At 74.0% G+C, this 24,603-nt stretch carries 21 protein-coding genes; 7 read left to right on the forward strand and 14 right to left on the reverse strand.

All coding sequences use genetic code 11. The features are described 5' to 3' along the window. A complete protein-coding gene (gene pulA, locus ACIBEA_RS35660) occupies positions 1 to 5,397 on the forward strand; it encodes a pullulanase-type alpha-1,6-glucosidase (RefSeq protein WP_399267346.1) in 5,397 nt (1,798 codons plus the stop codon). 15 nt (positions 5,398 to 5,412) lie between these two features. On the opposite strand, the gene ACIBEA_RS35665 is transcribed toward pulA, so the two are convergent. Together ACIBEA_RS35665 and ACIBEA_RS35670 are read right to left on the reverse strand one after the other, a co-directional pair. Next, positions 5,413 to 5,949, reverse strand: a complete 537-nt coding sequence (locus ACIBEA_RS35665; RefSeq protein ID WP_399267348.1) for a GNAT family N-acetyltransferase — start codon at positions 5,947 to 5,949, stop codon at positions 5,413 to 5,415. Positions 5,950 to 5,959: 10 nt separating this feature from the next. Further along, entirely contained in the window at positions 5,960 to 6,715 is a 756-nt protein-coding gene (locus ACIBEA_RS35670; protein ID WP_399267349.1) for a TetR/AcrR family transcriptional regulator, read from the reverse strand. 110 nt (positions 6,716 to 6,825) lie between these two features. Between ACIBEA_RS35670 and ACIBEA_RS35675 the strand changes: the two genes are divergently transcribed. Both ACIBEA_RS35675 and ACIBEA_RS35680 read left to right on the forward strand, forming a co-directional pair. After that, positions 6,826 to 7,338 (forward strand): hypothetical protein, encoded by a 513-nt coding sequence (locus ACIBEA_RS35675; RefSeq protein ID WP_399267350.1) that lies wholly within the window; start codon positions 6,826 to 6,828, stop codon positions 7,336 to 7,338. Next, positions 7,331 to 7,750 carry a hypothetical protein gene (locus ACIBEA_RS35680; RefSeq protein ID WP_399267351.1) on the forward strand — a complete coding sequence of 140 codons (420 nt, stop codon included), beginning with the start codon at positions 7,331 to 7,333 and terminating at the stop codon, positions 7,748 to 7,750. Before ACIBEA_RS35675 ends, ACIBEA_RS35680 begins: the two co-directional genes overlap by 8 nt. A gap of 10 nt (positions 7,751 to 7,760) precedes the next feature. Here the strand turns inward: ACIBEA_RS35680 and ACIBEA_RS35685 are convergent, their stop codons facing one another. From ACIBEA_RS35685 to ACIBEA_RS35705, 5 genes are all read right to left on the reverse strand, one after another. After that, positions 7,761 to 8,807: a PDR/VanB family oxidoreductase gene (locus ACIBEA_RS35685; RefSeq protein WP_399267352.1), complete on the reverse strand. Its 1,047-nt coding sequence runs from the start codon at positions 8,805 to 8,807 to the stop codon at positions 7,761 to 7,763. Further along, positions 8,807 to 9,706, reverse strand: a complete 900-nt coding sequence (locus ACIBEA_RS35690; RefSeq protein ID WP_399267353.1) for a metal-dependent hydrolase — start codon at positions 9,704 to 9,706, stop codon at positions 8,807 to 8,809. The genes ACIBEA_RS35685 and ACIBEA_RS35690 overlap by 1 nt, the downstream gene beginning before the upstream one ends. A 75-nt stretch (positions 9,707 to 9,781) precedes the next feature. Then, positions 9,782 to 11,719 (reverse strand): hypothetical protein, encoded by a 1,938-nt coding sequence (locus ACIBEA_RS35695; protein ID WP_399267354.1) that lies wholly within the window; start codon positions 11,717 to 11,719, stop codon positions 9,782 to 9,784. Between the two features lie 122 nt (positions 11,720 to 11,841). Further along, positions 11,842 to 12,636, reverse strand: coding sequence for a tyrosine-protein phosphatase (locus ACIBEA_RS35700; RefSeq protein WP_399267355.1), 795 nt, complete (start codon positions 12,634 to 12,636; stop codon positions 11,842 to 11,844). Between the two features lie 32 nt (positions 12,637 to 12,668). After that, a complete protein-coding gene (locus tag ACIBEA_RS35705) occupies positions 12,669 to 13,277 on the reverse strand; it encodes a rhomboid-like protein (protein WP_399267356.1) in 609 nt (202 codons plus the stop codon). Positions 13,278 to 13,436: 159 nt separating this feature from the next. Here ACIBEA_RS35705 and ACIBEA_RS35710 point away from each other — a divergent pair, with 159 nt between their 5' ends. Together ACIBEA_RS35710 and ACIBEA_RS35715 are read left to right on the forward strand one after the other, a co-directional pair. After that, positions 13,437 to 14,201 carry a hypothetical protein gene (locus ACIBEA_RS35710; protein WP_399267357.1) on the forward strand — a complete coding sequence of 255 codons (765 nt, stop codon included), beginning with the start codon at positions 13,437 to 13,439 and terminating at the stop codon, positions 14,199 to 14,201. Positions 14,202 to 14,262: 61 nt separating this feature from the next. Continuing rightward, complete coding sequence (locus ACIBEA_RS35715; protein WP_399267358.1) at positions 14,263 to 15,726, forward strand: PepSY-associated TM helix domain-containing protein; 1,464 nt, start codon at positions 14,263 to 14,265, stop codon at positions 15,724 to 15,726. Between the two features lie 112 nt (positions 15,727 to 15,838). Here the strand turns inward: ACIBEA_RS35715 and ACIBEA_RS35720 are convergent, their stop codons facing one another. The 3 genes from ACIBEA_RS35720 to glnII all read right to left on the reverse strand — a co-directional run bounded on the left by ACIBEA_RS35720 (position 15,839) and on the right by glnII (position 18,603). Then, entirely contained in the window at positions 15,839 to 16,465 is a 627-nt protein-coding gene (locus ACIBEA_RS35720; protein WP_399267359.1) for a winged helix-turn-helix domain-containing protein, read from the reverse strand. Positions 16,466 to 16,810: 345 nt separating this feature from the next. Then, positions 16,811 to 17,485 carry a DUF6891 domain-containing protein gene (locus ACIBEA_RS35725; RefSeq protein WP_399267360.1) on the reverse strand — a complete coding sequence of 225 codons (675 nt, stop codon included), beginning with the start codon at positions 17,483 to 17,485 and terminating at the stop codon, positions 16,811 to 16,813. Positions 17,486 to 17,583: 98 nt separating this feature from the next. Beyond that, positions 17,584 to 18,603: a glutamine synthetase gene (gene glnII, locus ACIBEA_RS35730; protein ID WP_399267361.1), complete on the reverse strand. Its 1,020-nt coding sequence runs from the start codon at positions 18,601 to 18,603 to the stop codon at positions 17,584 to 17,586. A gap of 189 nt (positions 18,604 to 18,792) precedes the next feature. Here glnII and ACIBEA_RS35735 point away from each other — a divergent pair, with 189 nt between their 5' ends. Continuing rightward, on the forward strand, positions 18,793 to 19,737 hold the full coding sequence (locus ACIBEA_RS35735; RefSeq protein WP_399267362.1) for a Gfo/Idh/MocA family protein: 945 nt from the start codon (positions 18,793 to 18,795) through the stop codon (positions 19,735 to 19,737). Between the two features lie 15 nt (positions 19,738 to 19,752). Here the strand turns inward: ACIBEA_RS35735 and ACIBEA_RS35740 are convergent, their stop codons facing one another. The 4 genes from ACIBEA_RS35740 to ACIBEA_RS35755 all read right to left on the reverse strand — a co-directional run bounded on the left by ACIBEA_RS35740 (position 19,753) and on the right by ACIBEA_RS35755 (position 23,349). Continuing rightward, positions 19,753 to 20,289, reverse strand: a complete 537-nt coding sequence (locus ACIBEA_RS35740; protein ID WP_399267363.1) for a hypothetical protein — start codon at positions 20,287 to 20,289, stop codon at positions 19,753 to 19,755. Positions 20,290 to 20,370: 81 nt separating this feature from the next. Next, entirely contained in the window at positions 20,371 to 21,342 is a 972-nt protein-coding gene (locus tag ACIBEA_RS35745) for an SMP-30/gluconolactonase/LRE family protein (RefSeq protein ID WP_399267364.1), read from the reverse strand. An 82-nt stretch (positions 21,343 to 21,424) separates the two neighbouring features. After that, positions 21,425 to 22,873, reverse strand: coding sequence for a PLP-dependent aminotransferase family protein (locus ACIBEA_RS35750; RefSeq protein WP_399267365.1), 1,449 nt, complete (start codon positions 22,871 to 22,873; stop codon positions 21,425 to 21,427). After that, on the reverse strand, positions 22,870 to 23,349 hold the full coding sequence (locus ACIBEA_RS35755) for a MarR family winged helix-turn-helix transcriptional regulator (RefSeq protein WP_399267366.1): 480 nt from the start codon (positions 23,347 to 23,349) through the stop codon (positions 22,870 to 22,872). The genes ACIBEA_RS35750 and ACIBEA_RS35755 overlap by 4 nt, the downstream gene beginning before the upstream one ends. Before the next feature lie 330 nt (positions 23,350 to 23,679). Between ACIBEA_RS35755 and ACIBEA_RS35760 the strand changes: the two genes are divergently transcribed. Continuing rightward, positions 23,680 to 24,381, forward strand: coding sequence for an alpha/beta fold hydrolase (locus ACIBEA_RS35760; protein ID WP_399267367.1), 702 nt, complete (start codon positions 23,680 to 23,682; stop codon positions 24,379 to 24,381). The last annotated feature ends 222 nt before the right edge of the window (positions 24,382 to 24,603 follow it).

A 24,603-nucleotide genomic window follows, 5' to 3' on the forward strand; every position in this document is an offset into this window, starting at 1 on the left:
TTGATACGCCCAGCCGCAGGAATCGTCGCCGCCGCCCTGGCCGTGACGTTGCTGCCCGCACTCCCCGCGGAGGCCGCCGGCACGGCGCCCGCCCCGCCCTCGGACGCGAAACTGGCGGCGCAGCCCGCCCGGCACGACCTGACCCGGGAGCAGTTCTACTTCGTGCTCCCGGACCGCTTCGCGAACGGCGACCCGCGCAACGACCGCGGCGGCCTGACCGGCAGCCGCTCGCAGACCGGTCTGGACCCGACGGACAAGGGCTTCTACCAGGGCGGCGACCTTAAGGGGCTGACCGACCGGCTCGACTACATCAAGGGGCTGGGCACCACCGCCATCTGGATGGCGCCCATCTTCAAGAACCAGCCGGTGCAGGGCGAGGGGGCGAACGCCTCGGCGGGCTATCACGGCTACTGGATCACGGACTTCACCCAGGTCGATCCGCACTTCGGGACCAACGCCGATCTGGAGCGGCTGATCGACAAGGCGCACGGGAAGGGGATGAAGGTCTTCTTCGACGTCATCACCAACCACACCGCTGACGTCATCGACTACAAGGAGAAGTCGTACTCCTACCTGTCCAAGGGGGCCTTTCCCTATCTGACCAAGGACGGGGTGGCCTTCGACGACTCCGACTACGCGAACGGGAAGGAAGCCGGCAAGAAGCCCTTCCCGAAGGCCGGTCCGGCCTCCTTCCCGCGCACGCCGCTCGTGCCCGCGGCGAAGAAGGACGCCAAGGTCCCGGCCTGGCTGAACGATCCGACGATGTACCACAACCGGGGCGACTCCACCTTCGCGGGCGAATCCGCCGAACAGGGCGACTTCTCCGGGCTCGACGACCTGTGGACCGAGCGTCCCGAGGTGGTCAGCGGGATGGAGAAGATCTACGAGAAGTGGGTCCGGGATTTCGACATCGACGGCTTCCGGATCGACACCGTCAAACACGTCGACCTGCCGTTCTGGACGCAGTGGGCCACCGCCCTCGACACGTACGCCGCCCAGCGCGGGCGCTCGAAGTTCTTCATGTTCGGCGAGGTGTACTCCGCGGACCCGGCCGTCACCTCGCCCTACGTCACGCAGGGCCGCCTCGACGCCACCCTCGACTTCCCGCTCCAGGACGCGATCCGGGCGTACGCCGCCCAGGGCGCCGGAGCCGGCCGGCTGGCCTCCGTCCTCGGGGCGGACTACCGGTACACCAGCGACAAGGCCAACGCCTACGAGCAGGTGACCTTCCTCGGCAACCACGACATGGGGAGGTTCGGCTCCTTCCTCAAGCAGGACCGGCCGGGGGCGGGGGAGCAGGAACTGCTCGACCGCTACCGGCTGGCGAACGAGCTGATGTTCTTCTCCCGCGGCAACCCGGTGATCTACTACGGCGACGAGCAGGGGTTCACGGGCGCCGGCGGCGACAAGGACGCCCGGCAGTCCCTCTTCGCCTCCAAGACGCCGGACTATCTGGATGACGACCAGCTCGGAACGGCGCGCACGCACGCCGGCGATGCCTACGATCCGGGACACCCGCTCTACCAGCAGATCAGCGCCCTCTCCCGGCTGACCAAGGCCCACCCCGCCCTGCGCGACGGCGTCCAGAGCGAACGCCTCGCCGACGGCTCCGTCTACGCCTTCGCCCGGACCGACGCGCGCACCCGCACCGAATACCTGGTCGCCGCCAACAACGGCGCCGCGCCCCGCACCGTGGAACTCGACGCCCCGGCCGGCGCCGCCTACGGCGTCCTCTACGGCGGCGCGGGCACCACCACCGTCTGGGCCTCCTCCACCGGCAAGCTCTCCCTCACCGTCCCCGCCCTCGGCTCGGTGGTCCTCATGGGCGCCACCCCGCTCCCGGCCCCCACCACCCGCCCCGCCCTGACCCTCACCCCGCCCGCCCCCGGCGCCACCGGCACCGTGGAGCTGTCGGCGGACGTCACCGGCGGCGGCCTGAACCGGGTCGTCTTCGCCGCCCAGAGCGGCAACGACGCCTGGCAGGTCCTCGGCTCCGCCGACCACGCCCCCTACAAGGTCACCCAGCGGGTGAGCGCCCCCGCGGGCACCCCGCTGCGCTACAAGGCGGTCGTCGTCGACGCCTCCGGCCGCACCGCGAGCGCCCTCGCCGCCTCCGTCGCCGGGCAGGCACCGCCCCCCGAGGTCCCCACCGCCACCCAGCGCGACTACGCCGTCGTCCACTACAACCGCCCCGACGGGGACTACACGAACTGGCGGCTCTACGCCTGGGGCGACCTGGCGGACGGCGAGTCCACTCCCTGGCCCGCCGGACACGACTTCACCGGCCGCGACGCCTACGGCGCCTTCGCTTACGTCAAGCTCAAGTCCGGGGCGAGCAGCGTCGGTTACCTCGTCATCGACAAGGACGGCACGAAGGACGTCGCCGCCGACCGCACCATCGACGTGACCAGGACCGGCGAGATCTGGCTGGAGCAGGGCAAGGAAGCGGCCCGCACCGACCGCCCGAGCTACCCGCCCCAGGACCAGGCCACGGCGGTCCTGCACCTGAAGCGCCCCGACGGCGCCTACGACGGCTGGGGCCTGCACGTGTGGACCGGCGCGGCCACCCCCAGCGACTGGTCCAAGCCGCTGCTCCCCGCCCGCACCGACTCCTTCGGCGCGGTCTACGAGGTCCCGCTCGCCCCGGGCGCCACCTCGCTGAGCTACATCCTCCACAAGGGGGACGAGAAGGACCTGCCCACCGACCAGTCCCTCGACCTCAAGGCCACCGGCCACGAGGCCTGGCTGCTCGCCGGCCGGCAGAAGTACCTGCTGCCGCAGCCCGCCGGCTCCGCCGCCGCCCTCGACCTGACCAAGTCCGAGGCCGTCTGGATCGACCGCGACACCCTCGCCTGGAACGCCCCGCCCGCCGCCGCCTCCGTGCAGCTCCTGGCCTCGCGGGAGGGCGCGGTCAAGGCCGCCGACGGCGTCCTCACCGGTACCGAGAAGGCCCGGTGGCTGCGGCTGACCCCGGCCGCGCTGAGCGCCGTACAGAAGCAGAAGTTCCCGCACCTGGCGGCGTACACCGCCTTCACCGTCGACCCGCGCGACCGCGACCGGGTGCGCGAGGCGCTGCGCGGGCAGCTCGTCGCGAGCGCCCGCACCGCGGGCGGCGCCGTCCTCGCCGCCACCGGGGTGCAGCTCGCCGGCGTCCTGGACGACCTGTACGCGAACACGACCCCGCTCGGCCCCACCTTCTCCGGCCGCGGCCCCCGGCTCGCGCTCTGGGCGCCCACCGCCCAACAGGTCTCCCTCGAACTCGACGGCGGCGCCCGCACCGTCCCCATGCACCGCGACGACGCCACCGGCGTCTGGTCGGTGGACGGTGAGCGTTCCTGGGCCGGCAAGCGCTACCGCTACGCGGTGACCGTCTGGGCGCCGAGCGTCCGACAGGTGGTCCGGAACCTGGTCACGGACCCCTACTCCACCGCGCTGACCACCGATTCGACCTACAGCCTCGTCACCGACCTGGCCGCGCCCGCGCTCCGGCCGCCCGGCTGGCGCGAGCTGCGCAAGCCCGCCGCCGTCCCCTTCACCTCCGCCCAGATCCAGGAACTCCACATCCGGGACTTCTCGGTGGCCGACCCCACCAGCAAGCACCCCGGCCAGTACCTGGCCTTCACCGACACCGACTCGGCGGGCATGAAGCACCTGCGCTCGCTGGCCGCCGCGGGCACCTCCTACGTCCACCTCCTGCCCGCCTTCGACATCGCGACCATCCCCGAGGACCCGGCGAACCGCACCACCCCCGCCTGCGACCTCACGGTCTACGCCCCCGACTCCCCGCAGCAGCAGGCGTGCGTGGCGGCCGCCGCCGCGAAGGACGCCTACAACTGGGGCTACGACCCGCTGCACTACACCGTCCCGGAGGGCTCGTACGCGAGCGACCCGAACGGCACCGCCCGCACCGTCGAGTTCCGCCGCATGGTGCAGTCCCTGAACGGCGCGGGCCTGCGCACGGTGATGGACGTGGTCTACAACCACACCGCCGCCTCCGGCCAGTCGGACCAGTCCGTCCTGGACCGGGTCGTCCCCGGCTACTACCAGCGCCTGCTCGCCGACGGCTCCGTCGCCACCAGCAGCTGCTGCTCCAACACCGCCACCGAGAACGCCATGATGGGCCGCCTGGTCGTGGACTCCGTGGTCACCTGGGCCAAGGAGTACAAGGTCGACGGCTTCCGCTTCGACCTGATGGGCCACCAGCCGAAGGCCAACATCCTGGCCGTGCGCGCCGCCCTGGACCGGCTGACCCCGGCGAAGGACGGGGTCGACGGGAAGAAGGTGATCCTCTACGGCGAGGGCTGGAACTTCGGCGAGGTCGCCGACGACGCCCGCTTCGTCCAGGCCACCCAGAAGAACATGGCCGGCACCGGCATCGCCACCTTCTCCGACCGGGCCCGCGACGCGGTCCGCGGCGGCGGCCCCTTCGACGAGGACCCGCGCGTGCAGGGCTTCGCCTCCGGTCTCTTCACCGACCCCAACGCGGCCCCCGCGAACGGCACCCCCGAGCAGCAGCTGGCCCGGCTCCGGCACGCCCAGGACCTGATCAAGGTCGGGCTCACCGGCAACCTGGCGGGCTACCGCTTCACGGACGCCACCGGCGCTTCGGTCACGGGCGCCCAGCTGGACTACAACGGCCAGGGCGCCGGCTACGCGGCGGCGCCGGGCGACGCCCTCGCCTACGCGGACGCCCACGACAACGAATCGCTCCACGACGCCCTCAAGTACAAGCTCCCGCCCGCCACCTCCCCCGCGGACCAGGCCCGGATGCAGGTCCTGGCGATGGCCACGGCCACCCTCTCGCAGGGCCCGTCCCTCTCCCAGGCGGGTACCGACCTGCTGCGCTCGAAGTCCCTGGACCGCAACTCCTTCGACAGCGGCGACTGGTTCAACGCCATCCACTGGACCTGCCCGGCGGGGACCGGCAGCGCCAACGGCTTCGGCCGGGGCCTGCCGCCCGCCGCCGACAACCGCGCGAAGTGGCCCTACGCCGCACCGCTGCTGACCACCCCCGGCCCGACCTGTACGGACGTCACCGCGGCCGGGGCCGCCTACCGGGACCTGCTGGCCGTCCGCACCTCGGAGCCCTCCTTCGCGCTGACCAGCACGGCCGCGGTCCAGGCACGACTGGCCTTCCCGCTCGCGGGCCCGACGGAGACCCCGGGCGTCATCACCATGACCCTCGGCGACCTGGTCGTGGTCTTCAACGCCACGCCCACCGCGCAACAGCAGCGCCTGCCCGCACTGGCCGGGCGGGCCTACGCGCTGCACCCGCGGCAGGCCGCGGGCGCCGACCCGGTGGTCAAGGCATCGGCGTACGACGCCGGGACCGGCGCGTTCACGGTCCCGGCCCGCACGGTGGCCGTCTTCCAGGCCAAGGGGGCGGGGACCAGGTAGCCCGCACGGGCCGCCTCACACCACCGTGAGGCGGTCCAGTCGCTTCTCCAACAGGATCACCCCGTACACCCGCCCGTCCAGGGCCTGCTTGGACGGGAACTCCCCGACCACCCGGTAGCCCGCACCCTGGTAGTACGCCAGCAGCCGGGGGTTGGTGGAGATGCAGTCCAGCCGCGCCCGTTCCAGGCCGGCCCGGGCGATGCGCCGCTCGGCGTGTTCGAGCAGCCGGCGCCCGGCCCCGGCGGGCGCGGCCTCGCGCTCGACCATCAACCGGTGCACGTACCCGGCGACCGGCGGCTGGACGCCCCAGGCCTCCTCGTCGGACCACCACAGCTCGTACGCCCCGCACACCCGGCCGTCGGCGTCGGCGGCGATCCACACCTCGCCGTCGGCCATCCGGGCCCGGAAGTGCGCTACGCCCTTCTCGCCCGGCTTCCACTGCTCGATGCCCTGGGTCCGCATCCACCGGGCGGCCTGGTCGTAGAGGGCCACCAGGGTCGCGGCGTCCTTCTCCTCGGCCTGCCGGAACAAGATCCCGCCGTCAATGATCACGCGGTCATTATCACCGCGGGCGGGGCACCGACCGGTGCGCCGTGGCGGGTGCGGCGGGTGCGGGTGCCCCGGGTGCGGCGGGGATGAACGCCGCGAGCCGCCGGACCAGTTCGCCGAAGGGGCCGTCGGCGGGCTCGTCCGCGAGGATCCGCACCAGCAGGCCGGCCATCTCCTCGTCGTAGGCGGCGCTCACGGCAGCCAGCGCGGCGAAGTCGTGCACCAGCTGGAGCTCCAGCTCGGCGCGCGGGATCCGGCGGCCGTCGAGCCAGATCAGCGCCGTGGACTCGGCGAGCGAGACCCAGGAGCGCACGATCAGTTCCAGCCGCGCGGGCGGCCGCTCGACGCCGAGGTGGCTGAGGATCTGCTCGTAGGCGGCCTGGCGGACCTCGTCGATCATCGCGTTCGTCCGGCTGGAGCCGACCGCGGGGCCGCCGCGCATCAGGGCGGAGAAGCCGGGTCCGTGCTCGTCGACGAAGGCGAAGTACCGGCCCATCACCCGCAGCAGCCGGGAGCCCAGGGGTCCTTCGGGCGGTTCGTCGAAGCGCGCGGCCAACTCGTCGGCGGCGCGCCGCAGCGCGGCCTCGTACAGGCTCAACTTGCCCGGAAAGTAGTGGTAGACGAGCGGTCGCGATATCCCGGCGGCCGCCGCGATCTCGTCGATCGACACCTCGTCGGGCGACCGGTTGCTGAAGAGATCCAGCGCCACGCCGATCAGCTGCTGCCGCCGCTCCTCGACACCCATCCTGCGTCGCACCCCGGTTGTCATGCCAACACCCTACGGGTAGTGCGCGCCGGGCGGCATCCGCTATGTTGAACGCGTTCAACTGAACGCGTTCAAAGGGGCGGGTTCGGCGATCGAGGAACGGGGGTGCGGCGATGGCCGAAATATCGGCTGATGCGCGGGCGGGTGCCGGTGCGCGGGCGGGGTGCGTGCGCGGGTTCCTGTGGGACGCGGGCGAGGCGGAGGACGGCAGACCCACCGGGCAGCAGCGCGCCCTCGGTTGGGGCGCCGCGCTCCACGCGCTCCTCGTGACCCTCGTCATGGCGTCCGACCCCTACTTCGGGGGCTCCTTCCTCCTGCTGATCACCCTCTTCGCGGCGCCGCTCCTCCTGCTGCGCATCCGCGGCGGCTTCACGACGGGCGCCGCCGTGCTGGGCGCGCTCTACACCGTGTGCAGCGTGCTCGGCGCCCTGGCGGGCCTGTTCTTCTTCGCACCCTCCGGCATCCTGCTCCTGTTCGCCGCCTTCGCCGACGGCCGCCGACGGCCCTGCGCCGCCCGGGTGCTGACCGTCCTGGGCGCCCTCCTGCTGGCCTTCTCGCTCTGGTGCGTCGCCGCCATGGCGTGGACCTACTACGTCGCTCCCGCCCTCGGGCTCGGCGATGTCTGAGCCCGCCCGCCGCGAAGAGGACCGCGTCCACGGGGTGCAACGGGCCCTGGCCGTGATCGCCGCGCTGGACGCCGCGTTCCTGATGGCGACCGCGATCCACCACGCGGGGTGGCACACCTACCTCACCGGGATCGCCCTGGGCACCGCCCTGCCGGTGCTGGCGACGCCCTTCTTCCGCCGCCCGTACGCCTTCTTCGGCGCCTGCACGGCCGTCGCCGGCTGGGTCGGCGTGTGCTCCCTGGGTCTTTCCGTCCTGGGCGTGTTCGCCTTCTGGCCGACGGCGGCGCTCCTGGTCGCCGCGGCGCTCGCCGACCCGCGCCGCCGCCCGGACGGGGTGTGGTTGATCTGCTTCTTCGGCGTCCTGCCGCGGCTGGCCACGGTGTGGGCGGTCGTCCACTGGCTCACCCGCTAGAACCCCTGGGTCACAGGTCCAGCGTCAGCTGCCCGCCCCGCGCCCGGGACACGCACAGCAGCATCGAGCTCTCCCGTTCCGCGTCCGTCAACAGGTCGTCGCGGTGGTCCACTTCGCCCGCCAGCACGCCGTGCTTGCAGGTCCCGCAGAAGCCCTGCTCGCAGGAGTACGGGGTGTTGGGCAGCTCCCGCAGGACCGCCGCCAGTGTCGTGCCGTCCGCCGGGACCTCGATCGTGCGGCCCGAGCGGCCGAGGGTCACCGTGAACGGCTGCTCCGCCCCCGTGGCCGCGGCCGGGGCGAACCGCTCCAGCCGGACCTCCACCCCGGGCGGGGCCGCCGCCACCACCGCCGCCATCAGGGGTCCCGGGCCGCAGCAGTAGACCGCGGTGCCCGGCGCGGCCGCGGCCACCGGGGCCAGCTCGGGCAGGCCCGCCTCGTCCTGCGGGACCACCGTGACCCGCTCCCCGTACGCCGCCAACTCGTCCAGGAACGGCATCGAAGCCCGGCTCCGCCCGCCGTACAGCAGCGTCCACCCGGCCCCCGCGGCCGTGGCCGCGCGCAGCATCGGCAGGATCGGGGTGATCCCGATCCCGCCCGCGACGAACACGTACGAGGCCGCCGGAACCAGCGCGAACCGGTTGCGCGGCGGCCGCAGTTCCAGCTCCGAGCCCTCCGTCAGCTGCGCGTGCGCCTCCCGCGAGCCTCCGCGCCCGTCCTCCACCAGCCGGACCGCGATCGTGTACCGGCCGGCGTCCGCCGGGTCCCCGCACAGCGAGTACTGGCGCACCAGCCCCGACGGCAGCGTGACGTCGACGTGCGCGCCCGGGGCCCACGCGGGCAGCTCCGCGGACTCCAGGACCAGCCGGAGCACCCCCTGCGCCGGCTCGGTGCGCGAGACGATCAGCGCGCGCAGCGACCGGCGCGGCGAATACCCGGAGATCGGCTGCTCCAGCGCCGGGAGCGGCCACAGCGGCGAGTGTTCGATCCGGCGGCGCAGCGCCCGCCGCGTCAGCCAGGCGGCGCCGACCGCGGCGCCCACCGCGGCCGCGCGCCCCATCACCGGGCACCGCCGTTCGCGCCGGGCGAGGTGGCGAGGTACGCCACGGCCTGGGCCGTCGAGCCCTCCTGCGAGGGGTGGTACGAGCGGGACAGGTAAGAGGGGATCGACTTCAGCATCGCCCCCGTCGAGGGCAGTACGCCCTGCTCCCCGGCCCGGAAGAACTGGCCGAGGGAGGCCTTGGCCCGCGGCAGACCGGGGTCGTTCTCCATGAAGAAGCGGGCGCCGCGCTGCCACAGGAACACCAGCGCCGTGAAGGCCGTCGCCCAGGTCCTGGCCCGGCGCCGGTAGCCGCCGTCGATGTGCATGAACAGCTCGAAGGCCACCGCCCGGTGCTCGACCTCCTCGGCCCCGTGCCAGCGCAGCAGGTCCAGCATCACCGGGTCCGCGCCGCGCCGGTCCAGCTCGTCGGCGTTCAGGATCCAGTTGCCGAGGAAGGCGGTGTAGTGCTCGATCGCCGCGATCGTCGCCACCCGCTCCTTGAGCCACCACTCGCGGGCCCGGCCCGGCGGCAGCGTGCGGTCCCCGAGCAGCTTCTCGAAGAGCCAGTCCACCTGCGCGGTGTACGGGGTGGGGTCCAGGCCGAGGCGCTTGAGGTGGGGCAGTACGTCGTCGTGCGCGGCCGCGTGCATCGCCTCCTGGCCGATGAAGCCGACCACGTCCGCCCGCAGCCGCTCGTCCGTGATGTACGGCAGCACCTGCTTGTAGACGTGCACGAACCAGCGCTCGCCCGCCGGGAGCAGCAGGTGCAGCACGTTCATGGTGTGCCCGGCGAAGGGGTCGCCGGGCAGCCAGTGGAGCGGGGTGTCCTCCCAGGAGAAGGACACGTTCCGGGCCTTGAGCGGTATGTGCTCCGACGCCACGGGTGCGGGTGCAGGTGCGGACGGCGTATTAGACATGGCGTCAATGTACTGATGGGTAAGCCGGTGCAACACCCCCCGCGCACCGATTCCCGAGCCGCCGCCACCGCCGCCTCAGCGCAGGACTCCCGCCTTCGTGCCGTCCGTCAGCTTCCCGGACAGCTCCACCTGCGCGCCCTCCGCCGCCTTCACCGCCAACCGGTTCCCGGCCGCCGACCCCGTGGCCCCGCCCGTCACCGACAGGGACGTGAACTGCGCCGTGCCCGCCGCCAGCACGTACCAGTGGCCGCCCTGCGACTTCCACAGCACGCCTGCCAACACCTGCGGCTCCCGCGGCCCGCACGCCGGCGAGCCCTCCGCCTTGGCCGCCTGCGCCGCCACCTGCGCGCCCGGCGCCAGGAACTGCGCCTGCACCCGGTCCGCCGTGCCCCGCCAGGTCTCGGCCCGGGTGCACAGCCAGGCCGCCGTGCCGTTGCCCTCCGGCAGCGGCTGGCGCGCGTACGCCCACGAGTTGACCGTCCGCACCCCGTGCGAGCGGACCGCCGGCAGCAGGCACGCGATCCGTGACCACTCGCTCAGCTCCGCCGCCTGCGTCACGTCGCGCGCAGCGCCCGGGGCCCCCGAGGTCAGTCGGGCCGGGGTCAGCTCGCCCAGGTCCGTCACCAGCCGGGGCCCGGCTGCGGTCTCCAGGGCCAGTGCGTTCCAGGCCGTACAGGAACCGGCCGGAGCCGGACCCGCCACCGGGGCGGTGATGCCGTCCGGGCCCAGCCGCAGCGGCGTCGGGGCGTCCGCGGGCCTCAGCAGGTCCCGTACCGTCACCCCCGTCACCCAGGGCGCCGTCAGGTAGCGGACGTTGCCGTCGACCCGGCTCAGCACCAGCGCGGTCGCCGTCTCCGCCGCCGCCCCGTCCGTACGGGCGAAGTCCAGGGCCGCGCCGGAGGTCCCGGAGAGCGGCTCCGCGTAGCGCACCACGCGCAGCCCGTCGTGCATCAGCACCACGACCGCCTGGTCGACCGTGCCCGCGAACAGCAGCTGCGGCGGTCCCATCGGCGGACCCGCCGGGGTGTCGGGGGTCGCCGATACCACCACCGAGGCACCGGGCCGGGCCCAGACGGCCAGCGCGCGGCGCAGCAGCTCCTTGTCGCCCTGGCGGTCGCCCCGCGCGGGCCAGACCGAGAAGCCGGCGCGGTCGGCCGTGCGCCACTGCGCGGCCGACGCCCGGGTCACCCGCGCCGGGTCCAGCGCCTGTTCCGCCGCGGCGTTACGGGCGTACGCGGGCGCGGCGGCGCCGTCGGAGCCCCAGCCCCCGCCCGGCAGCGCGAGCAGCGCCCCGCCCACCAGCAGCGCGGCGCCCGCCGCGAGCGAACCGCGCACCCAGCGCCGCCGGCGCAGCAGGTCGGTGGGGCGGGCCTGGAGCACGCAGGGGTCGAACTCGGGCGAGGCGAACAGGGCGTCGTTCTCGGGCCCCCCGGCGGCGGCGAGCGCGGCCTCCGGATCCACCACCCCGGCCTCGGTCAGCACCAGCAGCACCTCGGGGCCGTCCAGCCGCTCCAACGCGCGCAGCACACAGGCCGCCCGGGCGGGCCCGTCGAGGGTGGCCAGCCACTGGTCCAGGGCCAGCTCCTCGGCCCCGCCGGAGCGCGGGAACAGCCGCAGCCCCCACACCTGCGGCAGCGCGGGCGGCAGCTGCGCGCGCCGGGGCAGCGCCCGGAAGGTCAGCGGCAGCCCGGCCTCCAGCGCGGCGCGCAGCACCCGGAGCCGGACGTAGGCGTAACCGGCGTCGGAGCCGGGATCGCCTTCCTGCCCGCCGCGCTGGAACGGTACGAGGCCCTGCGCGCCGGAGGCCTCCCGGCCGCGCGGCAGGGCCCGTTGGGCCAGCGCGTGCGCGGTCAGCACCCGGCGGTTGCGCCCGAGCGACGGCGGCAGCACGAGGTAGGCGAGCCGCACCAGCCGCGGGTAGTGCTCGACGATGGCGGCCTCGGCGCGCTCGACGTCGACCCCGGCGTCGAGGGGGTGCGGGCGGGGGCGGGTGGCGGTGTCCGGCGCAGTCACGTTCAGCAGAACGAGCGAATGCCCGGATGGTCACCCGATCGGCCGCCCGGCCGATTCGGGCCCCGGGCGCGGTACTTGGCCGCGTCGGGGCCGCGCCGGGGCCGGGCCGGCCGGTCAGCGGGTCAGGCGGTGAGCTTCGCGCGCAGGGCCTCGACCGTGGCGTCCGGGACGCCGAGGCCCTCGCGGACGTACTTCTCCATCGAGCCGTACCGCACGGCCACCTCGTCCAGGGCCGCCTCCAGGTACTCCGGCACGACCCCGATCAGGGCGAGCGCGATCTCGGGGTCGCCGCCCGCCATCGCGAAGCCCTCGATCATCGGCGCGAAGGCCTTGCGGACGGCCGGGTTGACCGAGAGGTACTCCTCCATCAGCGTCTCGTCGTCCGCGCCGAGCAGGGCGAGGACCACGGTCGCCCCCCACCCGGTACGGTCCTTGCCCGCCGTGCAGTGGAAGAGCAGCGGCCCCGACTCCTCGTCCGCCAGCTCCTTCAGCAGCGTCCGGTACGCCTCCTGGCCCGAGGAGGAGCTGACGAAGGACCGGTAGGTCTCGGCGAAGAGCGCCTGCGCCTTCCCGCCACCCAGGTGCCGCTGCGCCACCGCGGGGTCGGACAGCAGGTCCTTGAGCTGCGCGGCGGCGGGCATGCCGCCCGCGTTCACCTTGTCGGCCAGGACGTCGGCCACCAGCATCCGGGCCCCCTGCGGGGGCACGTCCGGGTGGTCGCCGCGCTCGGCGTCGGTGCGGAAGTCGATGACCGTCCGCAGTCCCAGGGCCGCCACGGCGGGGTCGGCGGCGAGGTCGAGCCGGTCGAGCTGGCCGGAGCGCAGCGCCAGGCCGGGGCGCACCGTGCGGCCACCGGCTATTCGGGTGCCGCCGAGGTCGCGGAGGTTGGCGACGGTGGTGGACGGGGTGGCGGTCATCGTGGGCAACTCCAGCGTTGTACGGGTGGCTCTTAGCCTATTTTCGGATGATTCGGGCGGGAAAGGTAATCGGCGGCCAGCGAGAGCCCGACCCCGATCCCCAGCGCCACCAGGTGCCCGGCGTCCGTGAAGGTCCGCTCGCGCCGCAGCACCGGCCGCAGCCCGAGCGCCAGCAGCCCCGCCCGGGCGGTGTGCCGCGCGGCTCCGCGGGGCAGCGCCGAGGTGAGGGCGCCCAGGACCGCGTTGAAGCCGTAGCTGGTCCCCACGTCCACCGCCCGCCGGGTGCCCGGACCGGGCCGGCGTGCCCGCAGCGTCCCGTACCCGAGCAGCGTGGCCCCGGCGTGCCCGAGCAGGAACACGCCGGCGGTCCACCAGGCCCCGTAGGCGTACTCGGCGTACCCGAGGACGGCGAGCAGCAGCAGCGCGTAGGGCAGCGGCATCGGCTCCTCCACCACGAAGGCGCTGCTCAGCAGGGTCTCCCAGCGCCCGGCGGCGAGGTTGTCGACATTGGTCGAACAGCCCCGCAGCACCTGCTCGCGCTCCCGCTCGCCCAGCCGCTCCAGCGCGTAGGCGCCGAGCTGCACGCCGCCGGTGTAGACCGGCCCCAGCAGTAGTGGATTCACCTGATCATGATCGGTCATGGGTACGTGGCCCGCGCAACCGGTACCGCCGTTCCCGCGCCGCGCGACGGATGGGAACATGTGCGGACCATGTCACCTGCCCCCGCGCCGATGCGCCGTACGCGGGCCGCGATGTTCGCGGCGGTGTGTGTCGCTTTGGCCGCGTTGGGGCATTCGTACATGTCTGGCCATGACATTCCGGTTGCGGGTCTCCTGGCCGCATTCGGGGTGACGGGCTCCCTCGCCTGGCTGGGTGCCGGGCGGCGGCGCGGGGGCGTGGCCATCGGGGCCGCGCTGGTCGCCGTACAGGGCGTGCTCCACCTGATCTTCTCCGCGGCGGGCGAGCCCCACGGGGCCGCAGCCGCGGTTCCGGCCGCGGCGCTCGACCACGCGACCCCGCTCGGCTCCGCCGACACGGGGGCCGCGATGCCCGCGGCCCCCGTGATCGACATGCCGGGCATGGCCGGCATGCACCACGGCGCCGCCGGCATGCACCACGGCGCCGCGGCGGACCTGGCCGCCATGCCCGGGATGGACGCGGTGCCGGGCATGGGTGCGATACCCGGGATGGATGCGGTGCCGGGCATGGACGCCATGTCGGGCATGGGTGCCATGGCCGGGCACGGCGGGCTCGGCATGATCGCCGCCCACGTGCTCGCCGCACTGTTCTGCGCGATCTGGCTCGCCCGGGGCGAGGCCGCAGTCTTCCGGCTCGCCCGCGCGCTGGGGTCGCTCGCCGTCGTCGCGGCCGCGCCGCTGCGCCGGGCGCTGGCGCTCGTAGGGGCGCACCGCCCCCACACGCCCGCACGCCCCGTGCGCCCCCGCACGCCGGAGCCGCCGCGCGCGCTGCGCGGGGCCGCCCACGCCCATGACGCCGTCAGGCGGGGACCACCCGGGTGGCCGACCACCCGCGCCACGGCCCCCGGCCGTCCTGCCTGCGCCTGACCGGCGATCCGGCGAGACCTGGGGTCGCTTCCCCCTGTCTTCGCCAACACCTAGGACCGTCATGTCCATCGAAGAAATCAGAGACGCCGGCTCCCCTGCCGCCGCTCCCGCACCAGCCCCCACCCCCACCCCCGAGGTCCCGCGGCGCGGCGCCTGGGCGGGCCTGCGCCCGCTCGTCCTGCGCATGCACTTCTACGCCGGGCTGCTCGTGGCCCCGCTGCTCTTCGTCGCCGCCGCGACGGGGCTGATGTACGCCCTCTCCTTCCAGGGGGAGAAGGTGGTCTACTCCGACGAGCTGACCGTCGCCCGGGTCGGCCAGCACGTCCTGCCGCTCAGCGCCCAGGTCGAGGCCGCCAAGGGCGCCGCGCCCAAGGGCGAGGTCACCGGCGTCTGGCCGGCCCCGGAGGCGGACGCCACCACCCGGGTGATCATGAAGAGCCCCGGGCTCGCGGACGGCGAGACGCTCACCGTCTTCGTCGACCCCTACACCGGCGACGTGCGGGGCCAGCTGGCCACGAGCGGCGACGCGCTGCCGCTGCGCGCCTGGCTCAGCGCCTTCCACTCCAACCTCCAACTGGGCGAGATCGGGCGCAACTACAGCGAGCTGGCCGCGAGCTGGCTCTGGGTCGTCGCCCTCGGCGGACTCGCGCTGTGGATCGGCCGGACGCGCAAGCGCCGGGCGGACCTGGTCCTGCCGGACCGCGCGGCCACCGGCCGCCGCCGCACCCTGTCGTGGCACGGCACCGTCGGCCTGTGGGCCGTCGTGGGCCTGGTGGCCCTGTCGGCCACCGGCCTGACCTGGTCGAAGTACGCCGGTGAGAACATCGGGCAGCTCCAGGACCAGCTGGGCGGCGCCACGCCGTCCGTCTCCGCCAAGCTCAAGGGCGGCGCCGACGACGGCGGCGACGAGCACGCGAACCACCAGATCGACGCCAACGGCCAGATGATCATGCCCGTCGGTCCCGACGTCGGCATCGACAAGGCCGTCGCGGCCGCCCGCGCGGCCGGGGTCACCGAGCAGCTCCAGGTGACCCTGCCCGCCCAGGGCAAGGGGTACGTCATCAAGGAGCGGGACCGCACGGTCCCGGTCCACCTCGACGCGGTCTCCGTCGACCCCGCCGACGGCGCGGTCATGGACGAGCTGCGCTTCGCCGACTACCCGCTGCTCGCCAAGCTGACCCGCTTCGGCATCGACGGGCACATGGGGCTGCTGTTCGGGCTGGTCAACCAGCTCGCGCTGGCGGCGCTCGGACTCGCCCTGATGTTCCTGGTCTTCTGGGGCTACCGGATGTGGTGGCTGCGCCGACCGACCAAGGACCGCACGCTGTCCGTGGGCCGGGCCCAGCCGCGCGGCGCCTGGCGCAAGGCGCCGCTGACGGCGCTGCTGCCGCTGGCCGCGGCGACGGCCGTGGTCGGCTGGTTCGTGCCGCTGCTCGGGATCAGCCTGCTGGGCTTCCTGGCCGTCGACATGGTCCTCGGCGCGGTCGGCCGGGCCAGGGCCCGGCGCGGGGCGCCGGCCGTGTAGGTCCCCTACGGGGTCCCGTACGGACGAACGGTGGACCCGTGCCTCCCCTCGCGAAGCACGGGCCCACCGTCGGTACCAGTTCAGTTCACTTCGGCCGACTGCGCACGAGCGCTCAGGGGGCGTACTTGTAGCCCACCCGGCGCACGGTCTGGATCGCGCTGCGGTTCGCCGTGCCCAGCTTGCGGCGCAGTCGGGCGATGTGGACGTCCACGGTCCGGCCGTCTCCGACGTGGCCGTAGCCCCACACCGTGGTGACCAGCTGGTCACGGCTGTGCACCCGGTGCGGGTTCGCCACCAGGTGCGCCAGCAGCTCGAACTCCAGGTACGTCAGGTCCAGCACCTCGCCGTCGACCTCGGCCGTGCGCTGCTCGGAGTCGATCCGCACGAGCGCGTCGCCCGTGACGGCCGGGGCGGGAGCCGCCGCCTGGGCCGGGGTGCCCGGGCCGAAGGGGGCCGTGGCGAACGGGGACGGGGCGAAGGCGATCGGCGGCTGCTGGTGATCGGCCGGTACGAGCACCAGGTAGCCGACCATCGGCGGCTGGCCCGGCAGCGTCGGCACGGTGTGCTGGGGCGCGGGCAGCCACGTGGCGCCGGGCGGCAGCAGGTCCACCACGCGGGCGACCTCGTCCCGGTCGACGGCGCGCAGTCGGTGGCGGGGGCTGGGGTTCGTACTGGGCGGGTAGGGGCGGTGGACGGTGGCAGCGGTGGCAGCGGTGGAGAGGGTACGGGTGTTCGCCATGAGTGGTCAGCTCTTTCACGCGGGGGAGTCGGCAGGAGACGTGCGTCGTCGTACCGCGCAGACCGAAGGCCTTCGGGAAGGTCTGGTGCAGAGGTTCCGGAAGGCTTTAGAGGGCCGGCGCGTTCTTCGCGCGGCAACACACCCGGTCGAAATCGTGATCCTGACGGGAAGGCCAGAACGGCTCGAGGTCGCTGCGACCTGTCGAGGAGTGGTGCGGGTAGCCGGCCATGCGGCCATTCAAGCAGATGTCGGGGGCGCAGGGCAGACCCCGTCTCACCTGCTGGATCGGAATCTCATATTCCGTGATCATGGCCGCACGGCACCACACCAATACCGGACAAACCGTCAGCGGGTCAGCCGCTTGCGCCAGTCCAGGTCCGTCACACGTATCGCATCATGGGCAGATCCGTCCCAGAGACACCGCAGCCCCACCTCCGCCAGGGCGGCGACCACCTCGCGGCCCACCGCCGCGGTCGACGCCTCCTCCGACCCCGTTCCCCCGCTCGCCCCGAAGCTCCCGTAGATCAGGATGAGGTCACCGCCCTGCGCCGCGCCCTCGGTGCACATGCGGTGGAAGAAGACGAAGCCGCGCGCCCCTTCGGCCCCGACGCCCCGGATCTCCGCGTGGCCGCAGCCGCGACAGCAGGCGAAGTCCTCCCGGGCGGTGATCCCCGCGGCCTCCAACGCCGCGAACGCCCGCGACACGCGCTCGGGATCGGTCTCGCCGACCCAGCCCGCCTGCTCCGCGACCCGCTCCCGCCACAGCCGCAACACCAGCTCGGCGGCCTGCGCCTCGGAGACCGGTCGCACCGGACCGTTCACCAAGTAGTCCTCGGCCAGTTCGGTCAGTTCGGGCCGCCCGTCGTAACCGCACCGCAGCGCGAGCTGGACCCGCTGCTCCAACTCCCGGCGCACGGTGGCGTCGAGCGCCGGCCCCCTCGTCGTCCCCGTCGGCTGCGCTGTCGCACCTGTCGTACCTGTCGTACCTGTCGATTCCGTGATCCCCGTGGTCCCCGTCATGGGAACAACGGTGGCACGACCCACTGACAACGGCGCCCGCCGGACTCCCCGCGGTCGCGGGGGGTCGGCGGGCGCCGTCGTCAGTGGGCGGGTCGGGCTCAGACCAGGCCGTCCTTCTCCAGGGCGGTGCAGCAGGTGTCCACGATCAGGCGGGTCACCACGTAGGGGTCGACGTTGGCGTTCGGGCGGCGGTCCTCGATGTAGCCCTTGCCGTCCTTCTCCACCTGCCACGGGATGCGGACCGAGGCGCCGCGGTCGGAGACGCCGTAGCTGTACTCGTTCCAGGGGGCGGTCTCGTGCAGGCCGGTCAGCCGCTCGTCGATGCCGGCGCCGTAGTGCTTGACGTGGTCCAGCGGCTTGGAGCCCTCGCCCAGCGACTCGCAGGCGGTGATGATCGCGCGGTAGTCCTCGCGCATCGCCTTCGTCGAGAAGTTGGTGTGCGCGCCCGCGCCGTTCCAGTCGCCCTTGACGGGCTTGGGGTTCAGGGTCGCCGAGACGTTGAAGTCCTCGGCCGTGCGGTAGAGCAGCCAGCGCGCGATCCACAGCTGGTCGGAGACCTCCAGCGGGCCGACGGGGCCGACCTGGAACTCCCACTGGCCGGGCATGACCTCGGCGTTGATGCCGGAGATGCTCAGGCCGGCCGCGAGGCAGTGGTCGAGGTGCTTCTCGACGATCTCGCGGCCGAAGATCTCGTCCGAGCCGACGCCGCAGTAGTAGCCGCCCTGGGCCGCGGGGAAGCCGCCGACCGGGAAGCCGAGGGGGCGGATGCCGTCGAAGAAGGTGTACTCCTGCTCGATGCCGAAGATCGACTCCTGCGCGACGTGCTTCTCGGCGACCGGGCGCAGCAGGGCGCGGGTGTTCGACTCGTGCGGGGTCATGTCGATGTTCAGCACCTCGCACAGGACGAGGAGGTTGGCGCCGCCGCGGATCGGGTCCGGGCAGGAGAACACGGGCTGGAGCACCCGGTCGGAGGCGTGGCCCTCGGCCTGGTTCGTGCTCGATCCGTCGAAGCCCCAGATCGGCAGCTCGTCGCCGTCCGACATGATCTTCGTCTTGGAGCGGAGCTTGGCCGTCGGCTCGGTGCCGTCGATCCAGATGTACTCAGCCTTGTAGCTCACGGGACCGTCCTCTGACTCTGCGGGTGCTGCGGTGACTGCGGTGATGACCGCAGCGTGCCCGCTCGCGATTTCTCTTCCGTTGCCCGTGTGTGAACCCCGTGTTACCGGTGTTTACGGCCCGGGGCGGGGTGTGGGGGCGCGTGGGCGTGCGTCCGCCCGGGCGGCGTGCGCGTCGGGCAGACTGGGCGCGTGAGCATTTCGTATGATTTGACTTCCGCAAGTGACGGCTCCGACCTGCCCGGCGGCGCCCCGCCCCGCGTGGGCCTGCTCGGTACGGGCCCCTGGGCCCGCCGCACCCATGCCCCCGCCCTGGCCGCCCACGCCGGCTCCACGTTCGCCGGGATCTGGGGGCGACGGCCCGAGGCCGCCGCCGAACTGGCGGGCGAGTACGGGGTGAAGGTGTACGAAGACCCCGACGCCCTGTTCGCCGACTGTGACGTCGTGGCCTTCGCCCTGCCCCCCGACGTCCAAGCCCCGCTGGCCGTCCGCGCGGCCGCCGCCGGCTGCCACCTGCTGCTCGACAAACCGGTGGCCACCGACGTGGAGCAGGCCCGCGCCGTGGCCGAAGCCGCCGCGCGCCACCGGGTCGCCTCCGTCGTCTTCCTCACCCTGCGCTTCGCCCAGCCCACCGCCCACTGGGTCGAGGAACAGGCCGCCCGCGACGGTTGGTTCACCGCCAGTGCCCACTGGCTCGGCGCGGTCTTCCCGCCCGACGGCGCGCCCAGCGCGTACGCCGACTCGCCCTGGCGCAAGGAGAAGGGCGGCCTGTGGGACGTGGGCCCGCACGCCCTCTCCGTCCTCATCCCCGTCCTGGGCGACGTGGTCCGGGTCACCGCCGCGCGCGGCCCCTCCGACGTCGTCCAGCTGGCCCTCCTGCACACCTCCGGCGCGGCCAGCACGGCCACCCTCAGCCTCGGCGCCCCCGCTGCGGCCGCCGGGGTCGGCCTGGAACTGCGCGGCACGGCCGGCGTCCACGACCTCCCGGACTGGAGCGACGTACCGGGCGCCTACGGCCGCGCCCTGGACGCCCTGCTGACCTCGGCGCGCACGGGCGTGGCGGATCCGCGGGACGCGGCCTTCGGGGCCCGGCTGACGGAGATCCTCGCGGAGGCGGAGTCCCAGGTCTGGGCGTAGGGGCGGCTCCGGCGGCTATTTGATGAGCGCGTTCGCCACGATGATCACCAGTCCGATCGTGGCGTCCGCCGCTCCGATCAGCAGCGCCGAGCTCAGCCGGTAGCCCACCCGGATCGCGACCACGGCCCCCCATGCGAAGAGCAGCGCGGTGTTCAGGCCGAGCCCGACGGCCGTCACCCCGTGCGAGTCCCAGCCGATCGCGTCGGCCAGCAGCAGGAGGACCACGGTGGGCAGGGTGGCCGCGATCATCGGCCACTCGTTGACCATCGCCCGCGCCAACAGCCGCCACCGGTGGCCCGCCGAGCCGTCCCGGTGGGTGGTCATGTGGTGCGAGTACCCGTGGGCGAGGGCGGCGGTCGCGGCGGTCACCAGCACCCAGCTGGCGTCGTAGTACGGAGTGGACTCGCCGCCCTTCTGGTCGAGCGCCGCCAGCAACCCGCTGGCCAGCACCGTCCCGTACACCCCGCCGAACATCCAGTCGGCGCCCCGGTGCGGTCGGGGGAGCGGGGGCGGGGACGCGGGGGCGGGCGCGGCGGAGGTGATGTCGCTCATCGGTGTCCTTCGGGTGATGTCCTTTTGTGGGCAGAGGTCCCCTATGTGGTGATCAGCGTACGAGGTCGGAGGTCGCCGGGGTCATCGGGAGCCCGCGTCGAGCCAGGGGCGCCGGCCCGGGCCGGTCGGGTGGGTGCCGGTGACGGCCATGACCACGGAGTAGAGGCTGGTCTCGGCCGTGATGAAGAGCCGGTTGCGCTTGGCCCCGCCCCACGCGATGTTGGACACCGCCTCGGGGACGCGCAGCCGTCCGATGAGCGTGCCGTCGGGGTCGTAGCAGTGCACCCCGTCGTCCATGGCGGCCACCCAGAGCCGCCCGCCGTCGTCGAAGCGGAGGTTGTCGAAGCGGGCCCCGCCGCGGGCCCCGGCCTCGGCGAAGACGGCGCCGTCCGACAGGGTGCCGTCCTCGCGCACGTCGAAGACGCGGATGCGCCCGGCCCGGGTGTCGGAGACGAAGAGCTGCCGCTCGTCGGGCGAGAAGACGAGGCCGTTGGGGGCGCCGAAGCCGTCGGCGGCCAGTCGTACTTCGCCGGTGTCGGGGTCGATGCGGTAGACGTTGTTGGCGCCGATCTCGCTCTGCGCGCGGTGGCCCTCGTAGTCGCTGGTGATGCCGAAGTCGGGGTCGGAGAACCAGATCGAGCCGTCGGACCGGACCGTCGCGTCGTTCGGGCTGTTCAGGCGCTTGCCCTGCCAGCGGTCGGCCAACACCGTGATCGTGCCGTCGTGTTCGGTCCGGCTCACCCGGCGGTTGCCCTGCTCGCAGGTGATCAGGCGGCCCTGTCGGTCGAGGGTGTTGCCGTTGGTGTGCCCGGCCGAGCGGCGGAAGGTGCTGACGGTGCCGGTCTCCTCGTCCCAGCGCAGCATCCGGTCGTTGGGGATGTCGCTCCACACCAACTGCCGCCAGGCGGGCAGGTAGACGGGCCCTTCGGCCCACCGGCAGCCGGTGTGGAGGACTTCGAGGTCGGCGTCGCCGTTCATGCACCGGCCGGTCCGGAACCGCTCGTCGAACATCTCGTACAGCGCAGGGCGCTCGCTGGTCGCGTACGTGGTCATGTGCGGATCCCCTCCAGGTGAGGTGCCGAATATTCTTCGGCCTGAACAGAAGACTGCAAGATGAGATCCTGTCTGCGCAAGATCAATTCGAACGAGGAGTCATGGAACACATGCTGCCCAGCGCCCCCGCCAGGACCTCGACGGCCTCCGCGAACCCCCGGTCGCCCAAGCCCGCGTAACCCACGACCAGGCCCTCCTGGGCGCTCCCGAGGGGCTCGGCCGCGGGGTGGCGGTACTCCGACAGGCCGTCCAGCAGCAGACCCGCCCCCCGCGCCGCCGCCAGGGCCGCGGACTCCGTGCCCGGGGGGAGTCCGAGGACGGCGTGCAGGCCCGCCGCGATCCCCGTGACCCGGACCTGCGGGGCCCGCCGGGCCAAGGTGGCGGCCAGGTGGTCGCGGCGGTCGCGGTAGCGGTGGCGCATGCGGCGGACGTGCCGGTCGTACGCGCCCGAGTCCAGGAAGTCGGCGAAGGTCAGCTGGTCCACGGCGCTCGTCCAGGACTCCCGCAGCCCCTTCGCCGCCACGACCTGCCCGACCAGCGCGTCGGGCAGGACCAGCCAGCCCAGCCGCAGGGCGGGGGAGAGGCTCTTGCTCAGCGAGCCCGCGTGCACCACCTGGTCCGGTGCCAGGCCCTGGAGGGCGCCGACCGGCTTGCGGTCGTAGCGGAACTCCCCGTCGTAGTCGTCCTCCAGGATCACGCCGCCGGTGGACCGCGCCCACTCCACGGCCGCCGTGCGGCGCGCCGGGAGCAGGGGCCCGCCGGTCGGGAACTGGTGGGCCGGGGTGAGCAGGACCGTACGCGCCCGGGCCGGCAGCGCGTCGGTCCGGGCCCCGTCCCCGTCCAGGGGGACGGGGTGCGGACGCACGCCCGCCGCGGCCAGGATCCCGTGGTGGAACGGCAGTCCGTACTCCTCCACCGCCCAGTCCCGCGGCCGCAACCCCGCCAGCAGGCGCAGGCCGTTGGCGAAACCCGCGCAGACGACGACGTGCTCCGCGTCGGTACGCACCCCCCGCGCCCGCGCCAGGTACTCGGCCAGCGCCCGCCGCAGCTCCGGGCGCCCCCGCGGGTCCCCGGGCCCGAAGGCGTCGTCCGGAGCCGCGGCCAGGGCCCGGCGGGCGCTCGCGGACCAGGCGCCGCGCGGGAAGGAGGCGGGATCGGGCTTGCCCTGGGTCAGGTCGTACGCGTGCGCCCGGGGCGCCTGCGCCGGCCCGGACGCGGGACGCGCCGGACGCACCGGCGCCCCCTCCGCGACCCGGGTCCCGGAGCCTTGGCGGGCGGTGAACCAGCCCTCGGCGACCAACTCGGCGTAGGCGTCGGAGACCGCGCCCCGGGCCACCCCGAGGTCGACGGCGAGGGAACGGTAGGGCGGCAGCCGCGTCCCGGCCGCCAGGCGGCCACTGCGGACGGCGTCGCGCAACGCCCGGGCGAGCGCGGTGCGACGGGGGCCGTCCGGCGGGAGGTCCAGGTGGAGGTCGGCGCCGGTGGTGGTCCCGGAGTCCGGGGCCGGGTCGTGGGGCGGGCGGCCGGTCACGGGGTGAGGGCCGTTCGGGCGGCGCTCAGGAACCGGGTGACGGCGGCGCGCTCGGCGGGGTCGAAGGTGCCGAGGAGCTCGACCAGGCCGTCGACCAGCGGGCCGAAGGCGGCCCGGCCCAGCCGGACGGCCTCGGGGGAGACCTGGAGCAGCACCCGGCGCCGGTCGACCCGGTCCCGGCTCCGGGTCACGTGACCGAGCCGCTCCAGTCGATCGATCACGGCGGTCGTGCCGGCCGAGTTGAGGCCGAGCCGGGCGGCCAGCAGCCCCGCGGTCGCACTCTCGCCCGCGCGCGCCGCGTCGAGCAGGCAGATCAGGGCCCGGACGTCGGTCGGGTGCATCCCGTGGGCGGCCCCGAACTCCGCCTGGCGCAGCCCGAACTCGACGGAGACGGCCCGAAGCAGGTGGACCGGCTCCAGGGGGTCGGGGTGGGGGTGGGGGTCCGGGCTCGGGCTCGGGCTCGGGTTGTCGGGCATGGCGCCTCCGCCTAGGATCCGGCACGGATAGAGATATCTCGCTCAGCGAGATTATTGCTCATCGAGGGGATGGGGTCGATCACCATGTCCGAACGCTCCGGTGCCGAACGCTCCGGTGCCGAACGCTCTGGTGCCGAACGCTCCGGTGTCGATCTCGGCGGTGCCGGTCTCGGCGATGCGGGTCGTCGTGCGGGATTTCGCGCCGCCTATGAGGACGCGCTCCGTCAGTGGTCGTGGTCCGGGTCGGGGGTGGTCGGCGCTCGCTCGCTCGCGACTCCCTATGGCTCCACCCGCGTCAACAGCGTCGGCCCGGAGGGGGCTCCACCACTGGTGCTGCTCCCCGGGGGCGGTACCTCGTCGCTGGTGTGGGGGGAATGCCTGCGGGCCGGGCTGGCGCGGGAACGTCGGGTGCACGCCGTGGACCTGGTGGGGGAACCCGGCCTGAGCGTGCGGGCCGAGGGGCGGCCGCTGCGCACGGTGGAGGACCTGGTCGAGTGGCTCGATGCCGTCCTCGACGGGCTGGGGGAGGAGGTCGTGGAGCTCGGCGGGTACTCCTACGGCGGGTGGATCGCCGCGCACTACGCCGCCCGGCGGCCCGAACGCCTGCGGCGGCTGGTGCTGCTCGACCCCACCCAGGTGTTCGCCGGGCTGCGCCCCGGCTACGTGGCGCGGGCCCTGCCGATGCTGCTGCGCCCCACCCCGGAGCGGATCCGCTCCTTCCTGGCCTGGGAGACCGGGGGTGCCACGCTCGACCCGGCCTGGCTGCGGATGCGCACGGCCGCCGCCGGCTTCCCGACCGCGCGGCCGGTGACGGGGCCGCGCCCGCTGCTGGGCGGCGTCGCGGGTGCGGGGCGCACGGGGGTGCCGATGCTGGCGCTCTTCGCCGGGGAGGCCCGGTGCCACGTCGCCGAGCGCGCGGCGCGCGCCGCCGCCGAGGCGGTGCCGGACGCGCTGGTCGCCGTAATCCCCGGAACCTCCCACCACGCCCTCCCGTTCACGGCCGCGGCGGAACTGGCCCGGCGGGTGGGGTAGGGGGGTGGGTGGCTTCGGCGGTGGTGGGCGCGGCTTCGCCGCGTTTGGCGGGTGCTTCGGGTGGGGCGGGGTCGGGGAGGTTCCGGGGGCTGCCCGTCAGTTCGACTGTCTCTCCGTGCCGGGGCGACCTGTCAAGGGCGCTCCCTGCGGTCGCGTCGCTGCGCGATGTCGCTGCGCTCCACCCTTGACAGGCCACCCCGTCACGGAAAGCCAAGAACTGTC

The organism is Streptomyces sp. NPDC051555, assembly GCF_044454405.1.
Classification (GTDB): Bacteria; Actinomycetota; Actinomycetes; order Streptomycetales; family Streptomycetaceae; genus Streptomyces.

What these genes read in the sequence shown, in the direction of transcription:
- ACIBEA_RS35740 (WP_399267363.1), bottom strand. Translation starts at nt 20,289, where the DNA reads ATGAGCGACATCACCTCCGCCGCGCCCGCCCCCGCGTCCCCGCCCCCG.
- ACIBEA_RS35725 (WP_399267360.1), bottom strand. Translation starts at nt 17,485, where the DNA reads ATGACGGGGACCACGGGGATCACGGAATCGACAGGTACGACAGGTACG.
- ACIBEA_RS35675 (WP_399267350.1), top strand. Translation starts at nt 6,826, where the DNA reads ATGGCCGAAATATCGGCTGATGCGCGGGCGGGTGCCGGTGCGCGGGCG.
- ACIBEA_RS35700 (WP_399267355.1), bottom strand. Translation starts at nt 12,636, where the DNA reads ATGACCGCCACCCCGTCCACCACCGTCGCCAACCTCCGCGACCTCGGC.
- ACIBEA_RS35690 (WP_399267353.1), bottom strand. Translation starts at nt 9,706, where the DNA reads ATGTCTAATACGCCGTCCGCACCTGCACCCGCACCCGTGGCGTCGGAG.
- ACIBEA_RS35720 (WP_399267359.1), bottom strand. Translation starts at nt 16,465, where the DNA reads ATGGCGAACACCCGTACCCTCTCCACCGCTGCCACCGCTGCCACCGTC.
- ACIBEA_RS35680 (WP_399267351.1), top strand. Translation starts at nt 7,331, where the DNA reads ATGTCTGAGCCCGCCCGCCGCGAAGAGGACCGCGTCCACGGGGTGCAA.
- ACIBEA_RS35670 (WP_399267349.1), bottom strand. Translation starts at nt 6,715, where the DNA reads ATGACAACCGGGGTGCGACGCAGGATGGGTGTCGAGGAGCGGCGGCAG.
- ACIBEA_RS35755 (WP_399267366.1), bottom strand. Translation starts at nt 23,349, where the DNA reads ATGCCCGACAACCCGAGCCCGAGCCCGAGCCCGGACCCCCACCCCCAC.
- ACIBEA_RS35715 (WP_399267358.1), top strand. Translation starts at nt 14,263, where the DNA reads ATGTCCATCGAAGAAATCAGAGACGCCGGCTCCCCTGCCGCCGCTCCC.
- ACIBEA_RS35705 (WP_399267356.1), bottom strand. Translation starts at nt 13,277, where the DNA reads ATGACCGATCATGATCAGGTGAATCCACTACTGCTGGGGCCGGTCTAC.
- ACIBEA_RS35710 (WP_399267357.1), top strand. Translation starts at nt 13,437, where the DNA reads ATGTCTGGCCATGACATTCCGGTTGCGGGTCTCCTGGCCGCATTCGGG.
- ACIBEA_RS35685 (WP_399267352.1), bottom strand. Translation starts at nt 8,807, where the DNA reads ATGGGGCGCGCGGCCGCGGTGGGCGCCGCGGTCGGCGCCGCCTGGCTG.
- ACIBEA_RS35745 (WP_399267364.1), bottom strand. Translation starts at nt 21,342, where the DNA reads ATGACCACGTACGCGACCAGCGAGCGCCCTGCGCTGTACGAGATGTTC.